This is a genomic window from Halosolutus gelatinilyticus (assembly GCF_023028105.1).
Taxonomy (GTDB): domain Archaea; phylum Halobacteriota; class Halobacteria; order Halobacteriales; family Natrialbaceae; genus Halosolutus; species Halosolutus gelatinilyticus.
This window is the reverse complement of sequence record NZ_CP095491.1, coordinates 2,526,134-2,542,758: the sequence shown is the minus strand read 5'-3', so window position 1 is coordinate 2,542,758 and position 16,625 is coordinate 2,526,134. Positions and strand designations below refer to the sequence as shown.

Sequence of the window (16,625 nt, the reverse complement as noted above, 5' to 3'; positions counted from 1 at the left end):
GCACAACGATGCCGCTGGACTTCGACTCGTTCGTTCTCGCCGCCTCGACCGCCGATCTCGCGGACGCCGACGATCCGGTCGCCCGCGAGCACGCCGACGCCGTCGAGTACCGAATGGACCTCGCCGGCGATCCGATCGCCGAACTCCACGCGTACGACGGCGACCTGCCGATCCTGGCGACGAACCGCCCCGACTGGGAGGGCGGCGAGTACGACGGCGACGACGAGGCGCGACTCGCCGCGCTGATCGACGCGACCGCGATCGACGCCGTCGACGCGATCGACGTCGAACTCGAGGCGATCCTCGACGACGGGATCGACACGGACGACCTCCTCGAAACCGCCCGGGATCGAGACGTCTCGATCGTCGTCTCGGCCCACGACTTCGAAGGGACGCCGCCACGTCGGGAACTCGTCCGAACGCTAACGGAAGCGAGCAAGTACGGCGACGTCGCGAAGGTAGCCGTCACCGCGGAGTCGACGGCAGATACCCTCGCGCTGCTCTCGGCGACGGAACAGTTGACCCACCACGGCGACGCCGTCGCGACGATGGCGATGGGCGAGGTCGGGAGCCACACCCGCGCGGTCGCGCCGGTGTACGGCTCGAAGATCGGCTACGCACCCGTCGATCCCGGAACGGCGACCGCTCCGGGGCAGTACGATCTGGCGACGCTCTCCGAGCTGGTCGCCCGCCTCCGCTGAGTCCCGAGTCCGGACGGGTCCGCCAGGTGTATCGATCGAGTTCCGGCTCGTCGTCGGGTTTTCGCGTCAACATATCGGGTTCAACCCTTGCCGCCGGCCGACGACGGTCTATAAAAAAGCTGCACCTGTGAACCCGGCCACTCTTGAGCGACGGTTACGCATCGGCGCGTCGTTCCGATCGGCGGATTGAACAAAAAGAGAAATCGGAATGTTAAGGGCGGAGGTAACCGACCATCCGACAATGACGTGGCTCCGCGCGATCGCCGCCGCAATCCTCTCCGTGATCATGCCCGGCGCAGGCCACGCGCTCATCCGGGAGTGGCTTCGCGCCCTGCTGTTCGCCGGCGTATTCTTCACCGCGGTCGCGATCTTCATGCCCGAGGCCGCAGAACAGGTCGCGGCGGCCGATACGATCGCCAACGGGATGGACGTCGTGGCCGAGGAGACCAGTACGACGAGCCAGTTCGTCCTCTCGTTTATCGCGCTGTTCGCGGCGATCGACGCCGCCCTTCGCGCGGTCGGATTTCCGCCTGGTTCGGCGAATCAGTCCGCCGACGGCCCGACCTGTCCCGAGTGCGGAAAGGAACTCGACGAGGAACTGGCGTTCTGTCACTGGTGTACGACCCGGCTCGAACCGCCCGCCGACGAGGAATTCGAACCGGGATCCGACTCGGAAGCCGAGCGTCCGACAGGGCCGTGACGAGCCCGGTTCGGAGACGACAGTCGATCCGCCGCGCGATCGGCGGCTACTTTTCGATGATGCTCTCCTCGACGGCCTCGCCGAAGTGGCGGGCCGTGTCCTCGTAGAACAACAGGAGTTCGTCGCCGGCTTCGAGGTCGGTCACGGCGGTGCGACCCTCGCTCGTGGCGACCTTGATCGTCTCGGCGTTCTGGAGCAGCGTCTCGACCCGATCGCCGTCCTCGGCCTCTAAGGCGACCCGGAACATCGGTCGCTTCTCGATCTTGACCCGGCCGACGATCGCCTCGCGGGTGTTACCGGCGGTGTCGACGACCTGGACCTCGTCGCCGCTTTGCAGTTCCGAGAGGTACTTCGTGCCGCCGTCGGGCGTGCGGACGTAGGCGTGAACGGCGCCCGCGTTGACCCGGAACGGACGCGAGGCGACGTACGGCGATTCGGCGGTCTCCGCGTGGACGAAGACGAGGCCGCGGGCCATCGAGCCGACGAGCATCCCCTCGTCGTGTTCGAGCAGAGTGCCCGTATCGACGCAGACCCGATCGGCGCTGCCGACCTGCTCGACGGCCAGCACCTCGGCGTACTCGAGGTCGAGCGATTCGCGCTCGGCCTCGTCTCGCACCTCGACGGTCCCCCGGATCTCGTCGGGATCGTCGGCGTCGAGCAGGACGGCGTCGGCGCCGATCTCGAGGGTCTCGAACGCGGTTTTCGCCTCGGCGGCGCTCGTTACGCCTGCAACGAGATCGGTCTCCTCGCCGATCCGCGCGATCAGGTTCTCGAGCGGGATGATCGTCCAGTCCTCGCCGACGACGATCGTGTGGTCCGCCTCCTCGGCGGCCGTCTCGGCGAACGTCTCGTACTCCCTGCCGAGGATGCGCACGTACGCGCCCCGGTCGAGGTCACCGTCGCGACGGAGCGTCGAGAGATCCGCGGAGCCGGAGAAATCCTCCGGGAGGTCGACCGTCCCGTCGCCTTCGCCCTCCTTGCCGACGACGATCGCATCCGCCGCCGTGGCCGGGTCGGCGCCGTCGCCCTCGGCGTCGTCGACCAGCGTGACGTCCCCGTCGGTGCGAAACGCCGCGACGTTGATGTCGCCGAGTTCGCGGACGCGCTCAACGTCCCCCTCGTCGACCAGTATCCAGTCTGCACCCGCTTCGAGCGCGGCGGTGATCCGCGCCCGGCGGTCGTCCCAGTCGCCGACGGCGTCGTCGGCTTTGATCCAGACAGTTCTCGTCATATTTCCACGGTCGAAGGGAATCGGCTTGAACGTGGCGAATCACGCAGGAACGACGACCCGATCGTCGATCCCGAACGATCCTCGCCGCCCGCCTCCCGTCCGATCACCATCGCCGATCCGCCGATGCGACGATCGCCGCAATCGTCACCGTAGATAAAATAGTAACAACACTCACGATAGTGACGATAGTTCGAACACCTTCTCAGAAATTGATAATATCCGTTCGGCCGACTGTTCGAGTATGGGTCAGCGCCACCTCGAAATGGACGCCGAACTGACGATCGACTGCGCCGCCCACCGACTCGAGGTGGACTCCGTGGCCGAGATCGCTCGAGCGGTGTTCGACCACGCGGGCGAGCTCGCGACGGTCCAGTACGGCCGATCGGCGGCCGTGCTGGGCGCCGTCCGGCTCGCGTGTCGCCGCGCCGACGTCGGCGACCTGGAACGCGAGCGGCTCGCGGACGCGTTCGACGTCGATCCGGATCGCGTCGTCGCGGCCCACGAACTTCAGGCTCGCTACCTGACGCCGCCCGCGACCGTCGACGAGATCCGCTCGCTGCGACGCACGCTCATCGTGGCCCGGGAAGTCCTGGCCGCAGTCGAGCGCGGCCGCAACGCTGGCCCCGAGCTCCCGGGTTCGCACCTCGCTGACGCTGCGCCCTTCCTGCTCGCTCGCGCGAGCAGCCACCTCGATTCCCGCACCGATCGCGAGTTCCGGGGGCTCGAACCGGCGGCGCTTCGCGACCACGTCGAGCGACTCGAGACCGACCTCGAGTTCGCCCGGCTGGGCACGAAACTGTACGCCCTGGTCCACGACGGGGACTGAGCCGCCGTCCCCCGTCGCCGCCTTCCTCTACCGCGCCTCGCCTGCGTCGTCGATGAGCTTGTGTCGGAACGCCCGGTAGGCGTTTTCGCCCCGCTCGGTCAGCTCGACGACGCGCCGGCGACCCACCGACTCGATCGTGACATAGCCGTCGTCGGCGAGCGGCTCGAGGACGTGGGTATCCAACACGCGGAACGCGCCCTTGTCCTCGCCAGATCGCTCGTCGGGCGAGCGTCGATCGGCCATAAAGGAGAGGGCGCGGTCCCGAGCGTACTCGATGAGATCCTTCTTTTTCGGCGGGGCCGTCCGATCGTCGTGGAACCCCTCCCACGCCGCGGGGTCGGACAGGAACTCCATGATCGCGACCTGGTCGCGCGTCGGCGAATCGATCGGGTAGGTCGGCACCTCTTCGATCTCGTCGACGCCGACGGAGGCGGGTTCGATCGTCCCGTCGTGCACGTACTGCTCGGGTTCGACGTAGTAGGCGTGTGCGTTCGTCGAGACGTCCATGCACGCGATCGTCGCGCCGATCGCGGCGATCGTTCCCGCCCCAGAGACGTTGACGTAGACCTGATCGTCGGGGTGGACGTCGGCGATCGTCGTCACCTCGCCGAGGACGGCGTAGACGTCCGCCAGGTCACAGCCCACGGTCCGCACCTCGGGGACGATCGACTCGAGTTCGGCGCGCAACTCGTCGTGGTACTCCGCCATCGCCCCGTCGGCGCTATCGTCTTCGAGCAGGTACACCAGGTCGGCTCGCTGATTCCGAATCGGCTCGAGGATTCGATCGAACTCGTACCCCACCGGAACGACGTGTACTCGCTTGACGACGTCCATACCACGGTGAGTGTCGGCGATCGTATAACGTCCATCGAAACGTCAGCGGCCGTATACCATCCGCCGAAACGGCGGGACCGACTGGTGCCATCCGACCGACGCCGTCCTCCGGGTCTGCGGCTCGGTCGATGGCGAGCGGTTCGAAAGGTTGAGCACGGCCGACCGACTACCACGAACAGATGGCCGCGTACGACGCGATCTGTTTCGACCTCGACAGCACCCTGTGTGAGCCCACGCAGGACGCGGAGACGGTCCTCGAGCGAACGTTCGATCGGGCCGGGCCCGACCGGTTCTGTACGCCCGCGGACCTGCGGGCGGCCGTGCCGGCGCTGCCGACGGCCGAAACCGATCGCGAGTTCTACGAGAACCTCTTCACCGAGGTCGCCGCGCGCAACGGCGTCGATCCGGCGATCGCGCCGACGCTCGCGACACACTACCTCGAGCTGCAGGACCCGACCGCCGTCCGGTTTCGACCCGGGGCCGAAGCCGCCCTCGAGCACGCCCGCGACCGCGGCCGCGTCGGCCTCATCACGAACGGCGGCCGCGAGACGCAGACGAAGAAGCTCCGGACGCTCGGCATCGAGGACGCCTTCGACGTTCGGGTGTTCACCGAGCCCAGCGCCGGCATCTTCCCCAAACCCGACGCAGCCCCCTTCGAACACGCCCTCTCGACGCTCGGAGCGGTTCCCGATCGGGCGATCCACGTCGGCGACTCGCTGCACGCCGACGTCGCCGGCGCGAACGCGGTCGGCCTCGATTCGGCGTGGATCGACGCCGGGTACGACCGATCGGCCGAGCACGAGCCGACGTACGAACTGACGTCGCTTGAAGCGTTTCCGGAGATCGTCTGATCGCGACCGCCGTCACTCTCTTTGCGGGACGAGATCCCTGTGGACGACGGCCCGGTACTGGCGGCCCGCGGCCGCGTCGACTCGCGCGAGCAGTGCCGCGACGGCATCGAACCGATCGGGGAGCTCGAACGGGTCGTGCTCGTACTCGGCGCGGCGCTTGCAGAGCGTGACGAACGATCGGACGTCGTCGTCGGCGCCGACCGGCAGGTAGACGACGCCGATGTCCGTTCCCTCGGGGACCTGTTCGGCCCACGCGTCGGCCAGCGGTTCGACCGCCCGACGCGGCGTCTCCGTCCGATCGACGAGCGCGTCGAGGTCGACCGACGCGTCGTCGCCCAGCCCCTCGAAAACCGACTCCAGTTCCTCCCTGTTCTCGTCGATCGACGGGGCCGTCTCCACGGCGTCGATCGCCCCGCGGAGCGCCTCGATCTCCGATCGGCGAACGGCGACCGGATATACGAAATCGTGGTTCTCCCGGGAGAGCAGGTACGAATCCGCGCTCGAGGCCCCGTCGCCCGGCGCCGATTGTCCCAGCATGAGCTCGAGTATTCCCATATAGTGATCTGTAAGCGGTGCCCGAATAAGTGTTCCGCGCACGCTCTCGTTTCCCGACGATCGAGTCCTCACCACTCGTCGTCGAGCGCCGCTTTCGCGCCGCCGTAGCCGCTCGCGCTCGTCCACGTCCGCCCGCTCGCGACGTGTTCGACCTCGTAGAACCCGCCGCAGGAACCGCACCGGTATCGATCGGGCGCCTTCACTGGCTTCGACGCGCGGTGGCGACTCGCGCGCCAGCCACAGGCGTCGTCGCGACAGCGGAGGACGTACCGCGGCTCCGAAAACGTTCGGCAGTGTCGCGGCGCGTCGAGCGCCGCGGCCCGCTCGCGAAACCGCGGGCCGTGGCCGGAGTCGCCGAAGCGCTGGAACTCCCAGGCGTGGACGAGTTCGTGCCTGACGACCGCCGCGAACTCCGGCCAGTCGTAGGCCTCGTAGGCCCGGCGGGCAAGGACGATCGTCGCCGCCTCGCGGTCGGGGTGCCAGCGGCACGCCCCCGCGCGACGACGGGCCCGAGCGGAGACCGTCCACGCCAGCGCATCGAGGTCGACGGCGAGGTCGCACTCGGCGACGACCTCGCGGGCGTGGATCCGCGCCCGGGCGACGATCTCGTCTTCGAGCGTGTACGCGCCGTCGGTCACGATCGGACGAACGGAGAGGGGGACCGAAATCGTTCCGATCCCGTTCGGCGTGCGATCTCGCGCGACTTCGGAGGCTCTTTGCTGCGACCGAACCGACTCTCGACCATGTCTGCGAGCGATCGGACCCCGCCGGAACCGCGGGTTCCCGACCCGGACGATCCCGTGCGACCGTCGGCGCTCGTCCTGCCCGCGGTCGACGACCCGCCGCTGAACGAACTGGAGCCCTGGCTCGATCGCCGCGAAATCGTCGACGCCGTCGCGGTCCCGGGGACGGCGACCTCGCTGTACCTGACCGCGGAGGGGATCGCCGTCACGACGACCGGGATCGGCAAGAGCGACGCGGCCGCGACGGTGACGGCGCTGCTGGCCGCGCCCGCGATCGACCTGGAGTCGGCGTACGTCGTCTCCGCGGGGATCGCCGGCGCCGCGACGACGACGGCAGCACTCGGATCGGTGGTCGTCGCCGACGCGATCGTCGACTGGGACCGGAAGCACCGGTGGGATCGACAGGGCGAGACGCCCGACATCGCCGAGGGGAAAAGCGAGCGGGATCGCCCGATCGATCTCCTGAACTACCGGCCACGGGACTACGTCTGGCGCCTCGACGAGTCGCTCGTCGAGCGGGCGATCGCCGCTGGCCGCGACGTCGTCCTCCGGGAGGATCCGGCCACCCGCGAGTACCAGGGGCGGTACCCGGACGCGCCCGAGTCGGGACCGACCGTGGAGACGGGGACGACGGTCTGCGGCGACGAGTTCTGGCACGGTCCGCGGTACGCCCGAGAGGTCGAGTGGCTGTGCGAGCAGTACGGCGTCGGTCCGTACGCCACGACCCAGATGGAAGACGCCGCGACGGCGACCGCCCTCGAACGCTTCGGCCTGCTCGATCGCTACCTGAGCGTGCGCGCGATCGCCAACTACGATCGGTCGTCGCCGGGCGAGACCGTCGAAGAGAGCTTCGACGGGAGCGAGGCGAGCCTCGCGCTGGCGATCGACAACGCCGAGCGGGTCGGGTCGGCGATCGTCGAGGACCTCGTCGCGACGGATCCGCTCGGAATCGGAGCGGAGGGGACGAACCCGACGAGCTGAGTCAGAGTCGATCCTCGCGGACGAGCGACTCGAGCGCGGAGACAACGGCGTCGGGTTCGCGGATCCGAGCGCGAGCGCTCTGCTCGAGTTGCAGCCCGCCTCGATCGCTTGCGGCGAGCCAGTTGACGAAGTTCGCCGGGCTGACGCCGCCGTACGGACCGTCGGCGACGATCTCGACGGGGTCCGAGACGGCGCCGGCGAATCGCTCGACGACCCGTCGCTTGACCCCCTCGTCGATCGCCCCGCCGACGAGGACGCGATCGTCCTCGAGTCCGTGAAAACTGATCACCGTCTCGAAGCCGCGATCGGCGACCTCGCCGAGCAGCGGATAGTCGTCGGGCGAGACGGCCGACGAGGGCGGATGCCAGAGGTCGAACTCGCTGCAGACGTCGTCGTACCCGAGACAGGCCCAGCAGCTGGCGTTCGGGAGCCGAGCTGCGAGGTCGATCGCCTGTTCCGCGGTACCGGGTTCGATCCGGCCGCCGTGGGCCGCACAGACCAGCACCTCGTCGTTCGACTCGTCGTCGTACAGCAGTTCGGTGAGCCGACCCGTCTCGGTCCGTTCGAGCACTCGCGTTCGACACCTCGATCGGGGCACGCGGAGCGCGTACGCCGCACATTGGGATAACTGTTGGCGCCCGGAGACGGACGGCCGACGGGCCTCCGAACGATCGCGTTGGTTACCCCTCCTCTTGATTCGTATCACTCTGCCCGAAAAATTTAGACGGAGCCGAGGACACTATATGTGTGGTAACCGACATCTCGTCGCGGATGATGTCCTCGCCGGCGTGGAACCACCCGCGTCGGCCCCTCGTCTTGCTCCCGGTCCTGTACGTCGTCGGGTCCGCGATCGGCCACCTCGGCGGCGTTCACCTCGTCACAACCCTGCAGGACGATGTCGTCGCCCTGCTGTTCGGCACCGGTACCATCCTCCTCGGCGGCGCGGCGCTCGCGCTCGTCAATTGAGCGGACGCGGAAAACGCGCAGAGACGGAGACGAGCGACGGAACGAGAACCGCTTCAGGCTTCGATCGCCAGTCCGGCTTTTGTCAGCGCCTCGTCGGTCGAGAGGTCGTCGTGGGTGATCCCCGACACCGCGGTCGCGATCGCTTCGGGATCGTCGTGCTGGAAGATCGACCGGCCCATCGAGATGCCGGCGCCGCCGGCGTCCATCACGCCGCGGACCATCTCGACCGTCTCGCGATCGGTGCCCTTCGAGCCGCCGGCGATGACGACCGGCAGCCGGGTCGACTCGACGACGTGCTGGAAGCTCTCGGCGTCGCCGCTGTAGCCCGTCTTGACGATGTCGGCGCCGACTTCCTCGGCGAGGCGAACCGCGTGGCCGAGCGCCTCCGGGTCCGTCGAGTCGACGCCGGGACCGCGGGCGTAGGCCATGGCGAGTACGGGCACGCCGAGCCGTTCCGCGTCAGCGGTGACCTCGGAGAGTTGCGCGAGCTGATCCGGTTCGTAGGTCGAGCCGACGTTGATGTGAAAGGAGACGGCGTCGGCGCCGACCCGGACGGCCTCCTCGACGGTGCCCGTCAGCCGCTTGTCGTTCTCGTCGGGGCCGATCGTCGTCGAGCCGTTGAGGTGGACGATGTACCCCTTGCCGTTTTTGTTCTCGTGGACGCGGGGTGCGATTCCTTTCTGCGTGAGAACGGCGTCCGCGCCGCCGCGGGTGACGGCGTCGATCGTCGATTCGATGTCCTTGAGCCCCTTCACGGCGCCCATCGTAAGGCCGTGGTCCATGGGGATTATCATGTAGTTGTCGTCTGTGCCGATGCGATCGAGTCGGGCGTTGATTCCTGTCGATGTAGTCATTGCGGGTCACTAGCAAGCTTGCGGTTATTGGTGTTCCGGTTCCGGTGCATCTTCCGCGCCCGCGCCGCGACGGGCGCCGCGTTTGAGCTCCCGAGCTTTGGCCTCGAGATCGGCAGCAGCGGGTGTGTTCCCGTCAGCGCCGTGCTGGGCGATGTTCTGGGACTCCGTCCCAGAGCCCGCTGCGCTGTGTTCAGCGATGATGTCCACCAGGGCGCTGCCGACGATGACGCCGTCGGCGCCCGCCTCGATGATTTCGGCGGCGTGGTCGCCTTCGCTGACGCCGAAGCCGACGGCCTTGGGGACGTCGTACTCGGACAGCCGTGCGAGGCTCCGGTGCGTCGCGCTCGAGACGTCCGCGCGGGCGCCAGTCGTCCCGAGACGGGCCTGCACGTAGGCGAAGCCCGAGACCTGCGACATGATGGTCTCCAGGCGATCGCCCTCGGTCGTCGGCGCGACGATGAAGACGAGATCGAGACCGTGGTCGTCGCAGGCCTCGCGCAGCGGATCGGCCTCCTCGGCGGGGAGGTCGGGGACGATGATCCCCGAGAGGCCGGTCTCGGCGGCGCGTTCGACGAACGGGCGCACGTCGGGTTTGGCTCGCGGGCGCTGCCCGCTCACGGCTTCGCCGTTCGCATCATCGAGGCCCTCACTTCTTTCGCGCCTCGCACCGCTCGCTTCTTCCGAGGCGCGTGGCGCCTCGGTATTCCCGTACTGCAGGATCATATTGTAGTACGTCATCACCAGCAGCGGCGCCTCCGTCTCCAGCTCGTCGACGAGTTCGAAGAACCCTCGCGGTGTCGTCCCGGCATCGAGCGCGCGGTTGATCGCCGCCTGGATCGTCGGCCCCTCCGCGATCGGCTCCGAGAACGGCAGGCCGAGTTCGATCAGGTCCGCGCCGCCGCGATCGAGCGCCTCGACGTACGCCTTCGTCTCCTCGAGCGAGGGATCGCCCGCGGTGATGTAGCTGATGAGCGCGGGGTGGTTCTCGCGGATGGCGGCCTCGACGTCGCTGTCGGTAGTGACTTCGTCGCCGCTCGCGGGTCGCGTTGCTCCCCGCTCGTCGTTTCGAGGCTCTCCTCCCGGTGGTCGTCGATCCTCGCCACTCACGAATCGAACACCTCCACGTTCGGCGCGGCCTCCAGATCGCGCTTCTCGGTTTCCTCCAGCACCGTTTCGAGATCCTTGTCGCCGCGACCAGAGACGGTGACGACGACGATCTCGCCGAGTTCGTCGTGTGCTTCCTCCAAATAGCCGAGCGCGTGACTCGACTCCAGCGCCGGAATGATCCCCTCCAGATTCGAGAGCCGGTGGAAACCGTTGAGCGCGGCGTCGTCGTCGACGCTGACGGGTTTGACGCGCCCCGTTTCGACGAGGTGGGCGAGTTCTGGACCGACGCCGGCGTAGTCCAGTCCCGCGCTGACGCTGTGGGACTCGACGATCTGGCCGTCGCCGCTCTGGAGGAGCTTCGTCATCGCACCGTGGAGCACGCCGTCGGTGCCCGTCGAGAGCGTCGCGGAGTTGGGTGCCAGCGCGTTCTCCTCGTCGATCTCGAGACTGGAGCCGCCGGCCTCGACGGCGACCAGATCGACGCCCTCGTCGGGGACAAACTCGTGGAACGCGCCCATCGTGTTCGAGCCGCCGCCCGCGCAGGCGACGACGCTGTCCGGCAGGCGGCCGGCCTTCTCTCGGATCTGCTCGCGGGCTTCCCGGCCGATGACCGACTGGAAATCCCGAACGAGCTTCGGGAACGGGTGCGGGCCGACGACCGACCCGATCACGTAGTGGGTCGTCTCGACGGTCGTCGCCCAGTCGCGCAGCGTCTCGTTGATCGCCTCCTTCAGCGTGCCGGAGCCCGCGGTGACGGGGTTCACCTCGGCGCCGTTCATCCGCATTCGGTAGACGTTCGGCCGCTGGCGGTTGATGTCCGTCCGACCCATGTAGATCTCGCAGGGCACGTCGAGGTGGGCCGCCGCCATCGCGGTCGCCGTCCCGTGCTGGCCGGCGCCGGTCTCGGCGATGATCCGCTCCTTGCCCATGTACTTGGCCAGCAGGACCTGTCCGAGCGCATTATTGAGCTTGTGCGCGCCCCCGTGAACCAGATCCTCGCGCTTGAGGTAGACCTCCCGATCGTAGCGCTCGCTCAGCCGATCGGCGCGCTGTAGCGGCGTCGGCCGGCCGCCGAAGTCCCGCATCCGATCGCGGAACTCGTCCATGAAGCCGTCCTCGTTGGTCAAGACGTAGCGCTCGTAGGCGTCCTCGAGTTCCTGAAGCGCCGGCATCAACGCTTCCGGTACGTACTGTCCGCCGTAGTCGCCGAAATTGCGCTCGCTGTCGCGCTCCCGATCGCTCTCGCTCGTACTCATGTCTCGTCCTCCGTCGCTGCGGGCGTCTCCGCCCGCTCGGCTCGCGTCAGTCGCTGCGTGTTCTCCGTCACGTCGCCGTCTCCGCCGTGGTCCATGATCGCGCTCCCGACGAGCAGGGCGTCGGCGCCGGCCTCCCGCATCCGTCGAACGTCTTCGGGCGTCGAGACGCCGCTTTCGGCGATCAGGGTCACGTCATCGGGAGCGCGGGGGGAGACGTCCTCGAACGTCGCGAGATCCACTTCGAGCTTAGCCAGGTCCCGGTTGTTCACGCCGATTATGCCGGCGCCCGCGTCGATCGCCGCCTCCAGTTCCGTTCGGTCGTGGACCTCGACCAGCGGCTGGAAGCCGCGATCGCGCGCGGCCGTCACCAGTCCCGCGAGATCATCCACGAACCGCGCGATGAGCAGGAGCAGGTCGGCCTCGACGACGTCCAGGTGTTCCTCGCGGAGGACGAAATCCTTGCGGAGCACCGGGACGTCGACGGCCTCGCGAACGCGGGTCAACGCCTCCGGCGAGCCGCCGAAGTGCGTCGGCTCGGTCAGCACCGAGATCGCAGCCGCGCCGCCCTCGACCATCGCCTCAGCCAGTTCGACGGGGTCGTCGGCGCGCATTCCGTCGGCGGTCGGGCTCGTCGGCTTCACTTCCGCGACGATCGGCACGCGACCGTCGGACTCCGCGCGGTCGAGGGCGTTCGGCAACGATCGCGGCGTCACCGAGACGCGCTCGCCGTCGCCGGCCGATCGCTCCCGCGCGGCCTCGAGGATCGACGCCACGGCGGGCGCGACCTCCGTATAAGAGTTCATTATTGTACATCGACGTACTCATATGTACATAAGACTTGCGCCATCGGCGTGGCAACTCGACGACAGGACGACGCGACCGGCGGATATTCAAGGACACGGCTACTCTCTGATGGTATGGACGACGTCACCGACGCCGGGATCTACGCGCGCGAGTCGGCGTACCTCGATCGGTACGTGCAGGTCGGCGCCGCGAGCGGCCGCGTCCTGCGCGTTGCGTTCCCCGAGACGCCCGAACCGAACGCCGAGGACGAACACCCCGTTCTCGACCGGATCTTCGAGTACCTCGAAGGGCTGGAGGAAGTGACGTTCGACGACGTGCAAGTCGCGCTGACGGTCCCGACGGATCAGCGGGCCGTCCTGGAGCAACTCAGGACGATCCCCTACGGCGAACAGGTCGACGTGAAGAGCCTCGCCGGACTGACACCGGAGCTCGACCCCGACGACCAGGACGACCTCGTGCTCGTCCGGACGGCGCTCGACGAGAACCCCGCGCCGATCCTCCTCCCCGACCACCGCGTCCGCGACGGCCCCAGCGCCGCCCCGCCGGCGGTCGAACAGAAGCTTCGCTCGATCGAAGGGCTGTAATCCGTCCGCGCTCGGTCGCTCGTCGCGGTCTTGCCGTGCAGGGCCCGGCTACCGCGCGTACACCGCGTAGACGTAGAGTCCGATTCCGATGAACACGGTAATCGACGCGAGCAGGTCCAGTTCGGGGACGGCGAGCCCGGCTACCTGCGTCGCGCCGCCCACGACGAGACAGGTCGCCGCGGCGGTAATCGGCTCGAGCCGCCGGGACGACTGCCAGTAGAGCACGGCGCCGACGCCGATCGCGACGAGTCCGAACAGCGCGTCGGCGACGTCCCACACCAGCGGATCGCCGGTGATCGTCGCGTAGCCGAACAGCAGGAAGTAGGCGACGACGCTGACGACGATCGTTCGGTACACCAGCGGCGGCGCGTCCTCGAGGGTCGTCATAGCAGCCGGAACGAACGCGCCGACCTTAGCTTTCGAGGATTTCTGCCCACTCGAACTCGAACCCCTCGTGGACGACGAACTCCAGGGCGTTGATCAGGTAGTGGGCGACGACCACGACGAGGAAGCTTTCGGTGACGATAAAGATCGTCGCCAGGACGAACCCGAGCACTCCCGTAACTACGATTCCGATCGTTCCCTGCATCCCGTGGCCCAGTGCGAACGCGATCGACGAGCCGATCGCGAGCGGCCACGGCGAGAGGCCGAAGCCGGTCGACAGAACGCCGATCAGCGCCGCCCGGAACAGCAGTTCCTCGAAGACCGCGATGATCGGCAGGACGAGGAACAACAGCACGAGCCAGCCTTGGACCGAGTCCGGGGCCAGCAGCTCCCGCAACCGCTCGTCGTGATCGAATCCGAATCGGGTCGCCGCCGCCGAGCCGATCTCGTTCGCGACGTAGAGGACGAGTCCGCAGGCCGTCCCCAGGCGGAGCCCCGTCTCGAGATACGCCCGCGAGAGGTCGATCCCGAGCGCGTCCAGCGGGATCCCCGTCACCACGATCGCCCCGAGCAACACGAGTGCGAACAGCCCCTGCGAGGCCGCGACGTTCGCCAGGACCATCCCGGTCGACAGCGACCCGGGATCGACGCCTCGACCGGGGCCGCGGTCGAACTCGCCCGGCCAGGACGGTCGATCGAGATCGGCCCGATCCGACCAGGTCTCGGCCGACGGATCCGCCGGCCGTCCCGTCTCGGGGGATCGGCGGTCGGCATCGGACTCAGACGGGGACGTCCCGTTCGAGTCGGCCGATTCGAAATCGGATTTCGCGTGCGTGTCCGTCGATCCGGCCCGCGGCGACGACGACGACGACGACGGAGACCGATCGGTTCGATCGGCGTCGGTCGATTCCGGGCGGAGAGCGGTGGAGTCGCCATCGCGATCGGAGTCGGCGCCGCTGAACGCCGTCTGCGTGAGGTGCGACAAAACGAGCAAGAGCACGAGGACGACGCCAGTTATCCCGGCGAACGTCGTCCACTGCGTCATCCGCGGCTACTGCGGGCTCGGGTTCGAGCCGCTGGTCGAGCCGACGCTGCCGTGTTCGAGCGCCGAACCGGTGATCTGCTTTAAACGATCGACCAGCGAGTCCTTCTTGGGTTCGCCCATCAGGGCGACGTCGAGCACTTCGCTGATGTTCGCACAGGGGATGATCTCGATCATCTCATCGTACTCCTCTTCGATCATCACGTCCTGCTCGTTGGCGGCGGGGATGATGACCTTGTCGCAGCCGGCCTTCGCCGCGGCCTCGATCTTGTGGGTGACTCCGCCGACCGGAAGGACGTCCCCGCGGACCGAGAGCGAGCCGGTCATGGCGACTGACTGGTCGACCGGGATGTCCTCGAGCGCGGAGATGACGGCGGTCGCCACCGTGATGGAGGCGGAGTCGCCATCGACGCCCTGCTGGCCGGCCTGGACGAACTGGATATGGATGTCCTTCTCCGAGAGGTTCACGTCGGAGAACTTCTTGATGATCGCGGAGACGTTCTGGACCGACTCCTCGGCCATCTCCTTGAGCTTTCCGGTGGCGATCACCTGGCCCTGGCCCTGCGCGGGGGCGATCTCGGCCATCACGGGGAGCATGATGCCGGAGTCTTCGCCCATGACGGCGAGGCCGTTGACGCGGCCCTCGACGCCGCCCTCGTTGACCTGCAGTTCGTAGTCCTTGCGCCGTTCGATGTAGTCGTCGGCGAGCTGTTGCTCGATCGAGCGCGAGCGGCGCTTGGCCTGGAGGACGTCCTCGCGGGTGGTGGCCTCGCGGTCCTCGGCACGGGCGATGTCGCCGGCGACGCGGATCAGACCACCGAGGCTGCGGAAGTGCAGCGTCAGGTGGTTCTTCCGACCCGAGCGGCGCTTGGCCTCGAGGATGATCTCCTCGACGGCCTCGTCGGTGAAGTGGGGTAAGCGGCCGTCGCGTTCGACCTCCTGGGCGACGAACCGGGCGTACTTCCGGCGCATCTCGGGGGTGTCCTCGATCGTGTCCTCCATGTAGACCTCGTAGCCGTACCCCTTGATCCGGTTGCGGAGCGCGGGGTGCATGTTCTCCATGGCGTCGAGGTTGCCCGCGGCGATCATGATGAAGTCACAGGGGACGGGTTCCGTCTGGACCATCGCGCCCGAGGAGCGCTCGGACTGGCCCGTGATGGAGAACTCGCCCTCCTGGATCGCCGTCATCAGCTTCTGCTGGGTGCGGACGTCGAGCGTGTTGATCTCGTCGACGAACAGCACGCCCTTGTTGGACTTGTGGATCGAGCCGGGCTCGACGCGGTCGTGGCTCGGCGTCTCCATGCCGCCGGACTGGAACGGGTCGTGGCGGACGTCGCCCAGCAGCGCGCCGGCGTGGGCGCCGGTCGCGTCCTCGAACGGCGCCGTGCGCTGGTCGCCGTTGTCGACGATCATGTTGGGTACCATCGCGTCCGTGCCGCGACTGGTGTAGCGGAAGATCAGCCAGACGATACCGGCCGCGAGGATACCGAGGAGGATGTTCGTGGTGAGGATCGCGTACCCGATGATGATCGCGATGATGATCCACATCAGGATCGATCGCATCTGGTTGCGCTTGCGGGCTTCCTCCTTGTGCGCGTCGATGATCTGTTCGCCCTTCCCGGCGGGGACGGTCCGGACCTTCGGCTCGTTGCCGTCGTCCGGATTGTGGTAGACGAGAACGTCCTGGAGATCCTCCTGGGGCAGCAGTTGACTCATCGCCTTCGCGAGCATCGACTTGCCGGTCCCCGGCGAGCCGATCATCATCACGTGTCGGCGCTGCTTGGCTGCCTTGATAATGATATCCCGCGCTTCGTCCTGACCGATGACCTGGTCGACGAGCCGATCGGGAACCTCGATGTCCGACGTCGTGTCGATCTTGAGGCCGCCGAGGAGGTCGTCCTCGGCGATGTCCTCGTCGACTTCGACGCCCGGATCGACCTCGACCTCGCTGCCGAGGTCGTTGACGGTCTCGATGTCGTCGTCGCCGTCGTCGCTCACCGAGTCGGGATCGAACTCCTCGATCGGATCGTCGACGCCGTCGCGACGGTCGCCGCCCTCCTCGGCTGGCGACCGATCTCCCTGACGCTCCTGATCGCGGACCTCCTCCTCGCTGGAGGCGGTCTCAGCAGCGTCTTCGGGAGGGTCGTCAACGTTCGTATCGTTACTCATAGAACTCTGTTCGGTACCTGATTCGAAGGGTTTGCCA

19 protein-coding genes are annotated in these 16,625 nt (G+C 67.8%); 7 read left to right on the top strand and 12 right to left on the bottom strand.

The annotated features are described in order from the left end of the window. Positions 1-8: 8 nt before the first annotated feature. Both MUH00_RS12610 and MUH00_RS12605 read left to right on the top strand, forming a co-directional pair. A complete protein-coding gene (locus MUH00_RS12610) occupies positions 9-701 on the top strand; it encodes a type I 3-dehydroquinate dehydratase (protein ID WP_246999041.1) in 693 nt (230 codons plus the stop codon). A 241-nt stretch (positions 702-942) separates the two neighbouring features. Then, positions 943-1,401 (top strand): DUF7575 domain-containing protein, encoded by a 459-nt coding sequence (locus MUH00_RS12605; protein WP_246999040.1) that lies wholly within the window; start codon positions 943-945, stop codon positions 1,399-1,401. 46 nt (positions 1,402-1,447) lie between these two features. On the opposite strand, the gene MUH00_RS12600 is transcribed toward MUH00_RS12605, so the two are convergent. Then, the gene (locus MUH00_RS12600; RefSeq protein ID WP_246999038.1) at positions 1,448-2,632 is read right to left on the bottom strand and encodes a 3-dehydroquinate synthase II; all 1,185 of its coding nucleotides are present in this window, start codon (positions 2,630-2,632) and stop codon (positions 1,448-1,450) included. Positions 2,633-2,873: 241 nt separating this feature from the next. On the opposite strand from MUH00_RS12600, the gene MUH00_RS12595 reads away from it, so the two are divergent. Continuing rightward, entirely contained in the window at positions 2,874-3,458 is a 585-nt protein-coding gene (locus tag MUH00_RS12595) for a hypothetical protein (RefSeq protein WP_246999036.1), read from the top strand. Between the two features lie 27 nt (positions 3,459-3,485). Here the strand turns inward: MUH00_RS12595 and MUH00_RS12590 are convergent, their stop codons facing one another. After that, the gene (locus MUH00_RS12590) at positions 3,486-4,292 is read right to left on the bottom strand and encodes an HFX_2341 family transcriptional regulator domain-containing protein (RefSeq protein WP_246999034.1); all 807 of its coding nucleotides are present in this window, start codon (positions 4,290-4,292) and stop codon (positions 3,486-3,488) included. A 179-nt stretch (positions 4,293-4,471) separates the two neighbouring features. Here MUH00_RS12590 and MUH00_RS12585 point away from each other — a divergent pair, with 179 nt between their 5' ends. Beyond that, positions 4,472-5,143 carry an HAD family hydrolase gene (locus MUH00_RS12585; RefSeq protein WP_246999032.1) on the top strand — a complete coding sequence of 224 codons (672 nt, stop codon included), beginning with the start codon at positions 4,472-4,474 and terminating at the stop codon, positions 5,141-5,143. Positions 5,144-5,155: 12 nt separating this feature from the next. On the opposite strand, the gene MUH00_RS12580 is transcribed toward MUH00_RS12585, so the two are convergent. Beyond that, complete coding sequence (locus MUH00_RS12580; RefSeq protein ID WP_246999030.1) at positions 5,156-5,698, bottom strand: hypothetical protein; 543 nt, start codon at positions 5,696-5,698, stop codon at positions 5,156-5,158. A 68-nt stretch (positions 5,699-5,766) separates the two neighbouring features. Then, positions 5,767-6,336, bottom strand: a complete 570-nt coding sequence (locus MUH00_RS12575) for a SprT family zinc-dependent metalloprotease (protein WP_246999028.1) — start codon at positions 6,334-6,336, stop codon at positions 5,767-5,769. Positions 6,337-6,441: 105 nt separating this feature from the next. On the opposite strand from MUH00_RS12575, the gene MUH00_RS12570 reads away from it, so the two are divergent. Beyond that, positions 6,442-7,422, top strand: coding sequence for a purine nucleoside permease (locus MUH00_RS12570; protein ID WP_246999026.1), 981 nt, complete (start codon positions 6,442-6,444; stop codon positions 7,420-7,422). Position 7,423: 1 nt separating this feature from the next. Here the strand turns inward: MUH00_RS12570 and MUH00_RS12565 are convergent, their stop codons facing one another. Further along, positions 7,424-8,020, bottom strand: a complete 597-nt coding sequence (locus tag MUH00_RS12565; RefSeq protein WP_246999024.1) for a poly-gamma-glutamate hydrolase family protein — start codon at positions 8,018-8,020, stop codon at positions 7,424-7,426. A gap of 149 nt (positions 8,021-8,169) precedes the next feature. Here MUH00_RS12565 and MUH00_RS12560 point away from each other — a divergent pair, with 149 nt between their 5' ends. After that, a complete protein-coding gene (locus MUH00_RS12560) occupies positions 8,170-8,388 on the top strand; it encodes a hypothetical protein (protein ID WP_246999022.1) in 219 nt (72 codons plus the stop codon). A 53-nt stretch (positions 8,389-8,441) separates the two neighbouring features. On the opposite strand, the gene MUH00_RS12555 is transcribed toward MUH00_RS12560, so the two are convergent. From MUH00_RS12555 to trpC, 4 genes are read right to left on the bottom strand one after another with little or no spacing between them, the layout of a single operon-like run. Beyond that, the gene (locus tag MUH00_RS12555) at positions 8,442-9,242 is read right to left on the bottom strand and encodes a 2-amino-3,7-dideoxy-D-threo-hept-6-ulosonate synthase (protein WP_246999020.1); all 801 of its coding nucleotides are present in this window, start codon (positions 9,240-9,242) and stop codon (positions 8,442-8,444) included. A 24-nt stretch (positions 9,243-9,266) separates the two neighbouring features. Then, positions 9,267-10,349: a tryptophan synthase subunit alpha gene (gene trpA / locus MUH00_RS12550; protein ID WP_425603007.1), complete on the bottom strand. Its 1,083-nt coding sequence runs from the start codon at positions 10,347-10,349 to the stop codon at positions 9,267-9,269. Then, positions 10,346-11,605 (bottom strand): tryptophan synthase subunit beta, encoded by a 1,260-nt coding sequence (trpB, locus tag MUH00_RS12545; RefSeq protein WP_246999018.1) that lies wholly within the window; start codon positions 11,603-11,605, stop codon positions 10,346-10,348. The genes trpA and trpB overlap by 4 nt, the downstream gene beginning before the upstream one ends. Then, entirely contained in the window at positions 11,602-12,408 is an 807-nt protein-coding gene (gene trpC / locus MUH00_RS12540) for an indole-3-glycerol phosphate synthase (RefSeq protein ID WP_246999015.1), read from the bottom strand. The genes trpB and trpC overlap by 4 nt, the downstream gene beginning before the upstream one ends. Positions 12,409-12,522: 114 nt before the next feature. Between trpC and MUH00_RS12535 the strand changes: the two genes are divergently transcribed. Continuing rightward, entirely contained in the window at positions 12,523-12,993 is a 471-nt protein-coding gene (locus tag MUH00_RS12535; protein WP_246999013.1) for an MGMT family protein, read from the top strand. Positions 12,994-13,041: 48 nt separating this feature from the next. Here the strand turns inward: MUH00_RS12535 and MUH00_RS12530 are convergent, their stop codons facing one another. Genes MUH00_RS12530 through lonB form a run of 3 tightly spaced genes read right to left on the bottom strand, consistent with a single transcriptional unit; the run spans position 13,042 to position 16,588 of the window. Further along, positions 13,042-13,380: a hypothetical protein gene (locus MUH00_RS12530; protein ID WP_246999011.1), complete on the bottom strand. Its 339-nt coding sequence runs from the start codon at positions 13,378-13,380 to the stop codon at positions 13,042-13,044. Positions 13,381-13,405: 25 nt separating this feature from the next. Beyond that, on the bottom strand, positions 13,406-14,422 hold the full coding sequence (locus MUH00_RS12525) for a CPBP family intramembrane glutamic endopeptidase (protein ID WP_246999009.1): 1,017 nt from the start codon (positions 14,420-14,422) through the stop codon (positions 13,406-13,408). Positions 14,423-14,428: 6 nt separating this feature from the next. Further along, the gene (lonB, locus tag MUH00_RS12520) at positions 14,429-16,588 is read right to left on the bottom strand and encodes an ATP-dependent protease LonB (protein WP_246999007.1); all 2,160 of its coding nucleotides are present in this window, start codon (positions 16,586-16,588) and stop codon (positions 14,429-14,431) included. Positions 16,589-16,625 lie beyond the last annotated feature (37 nt).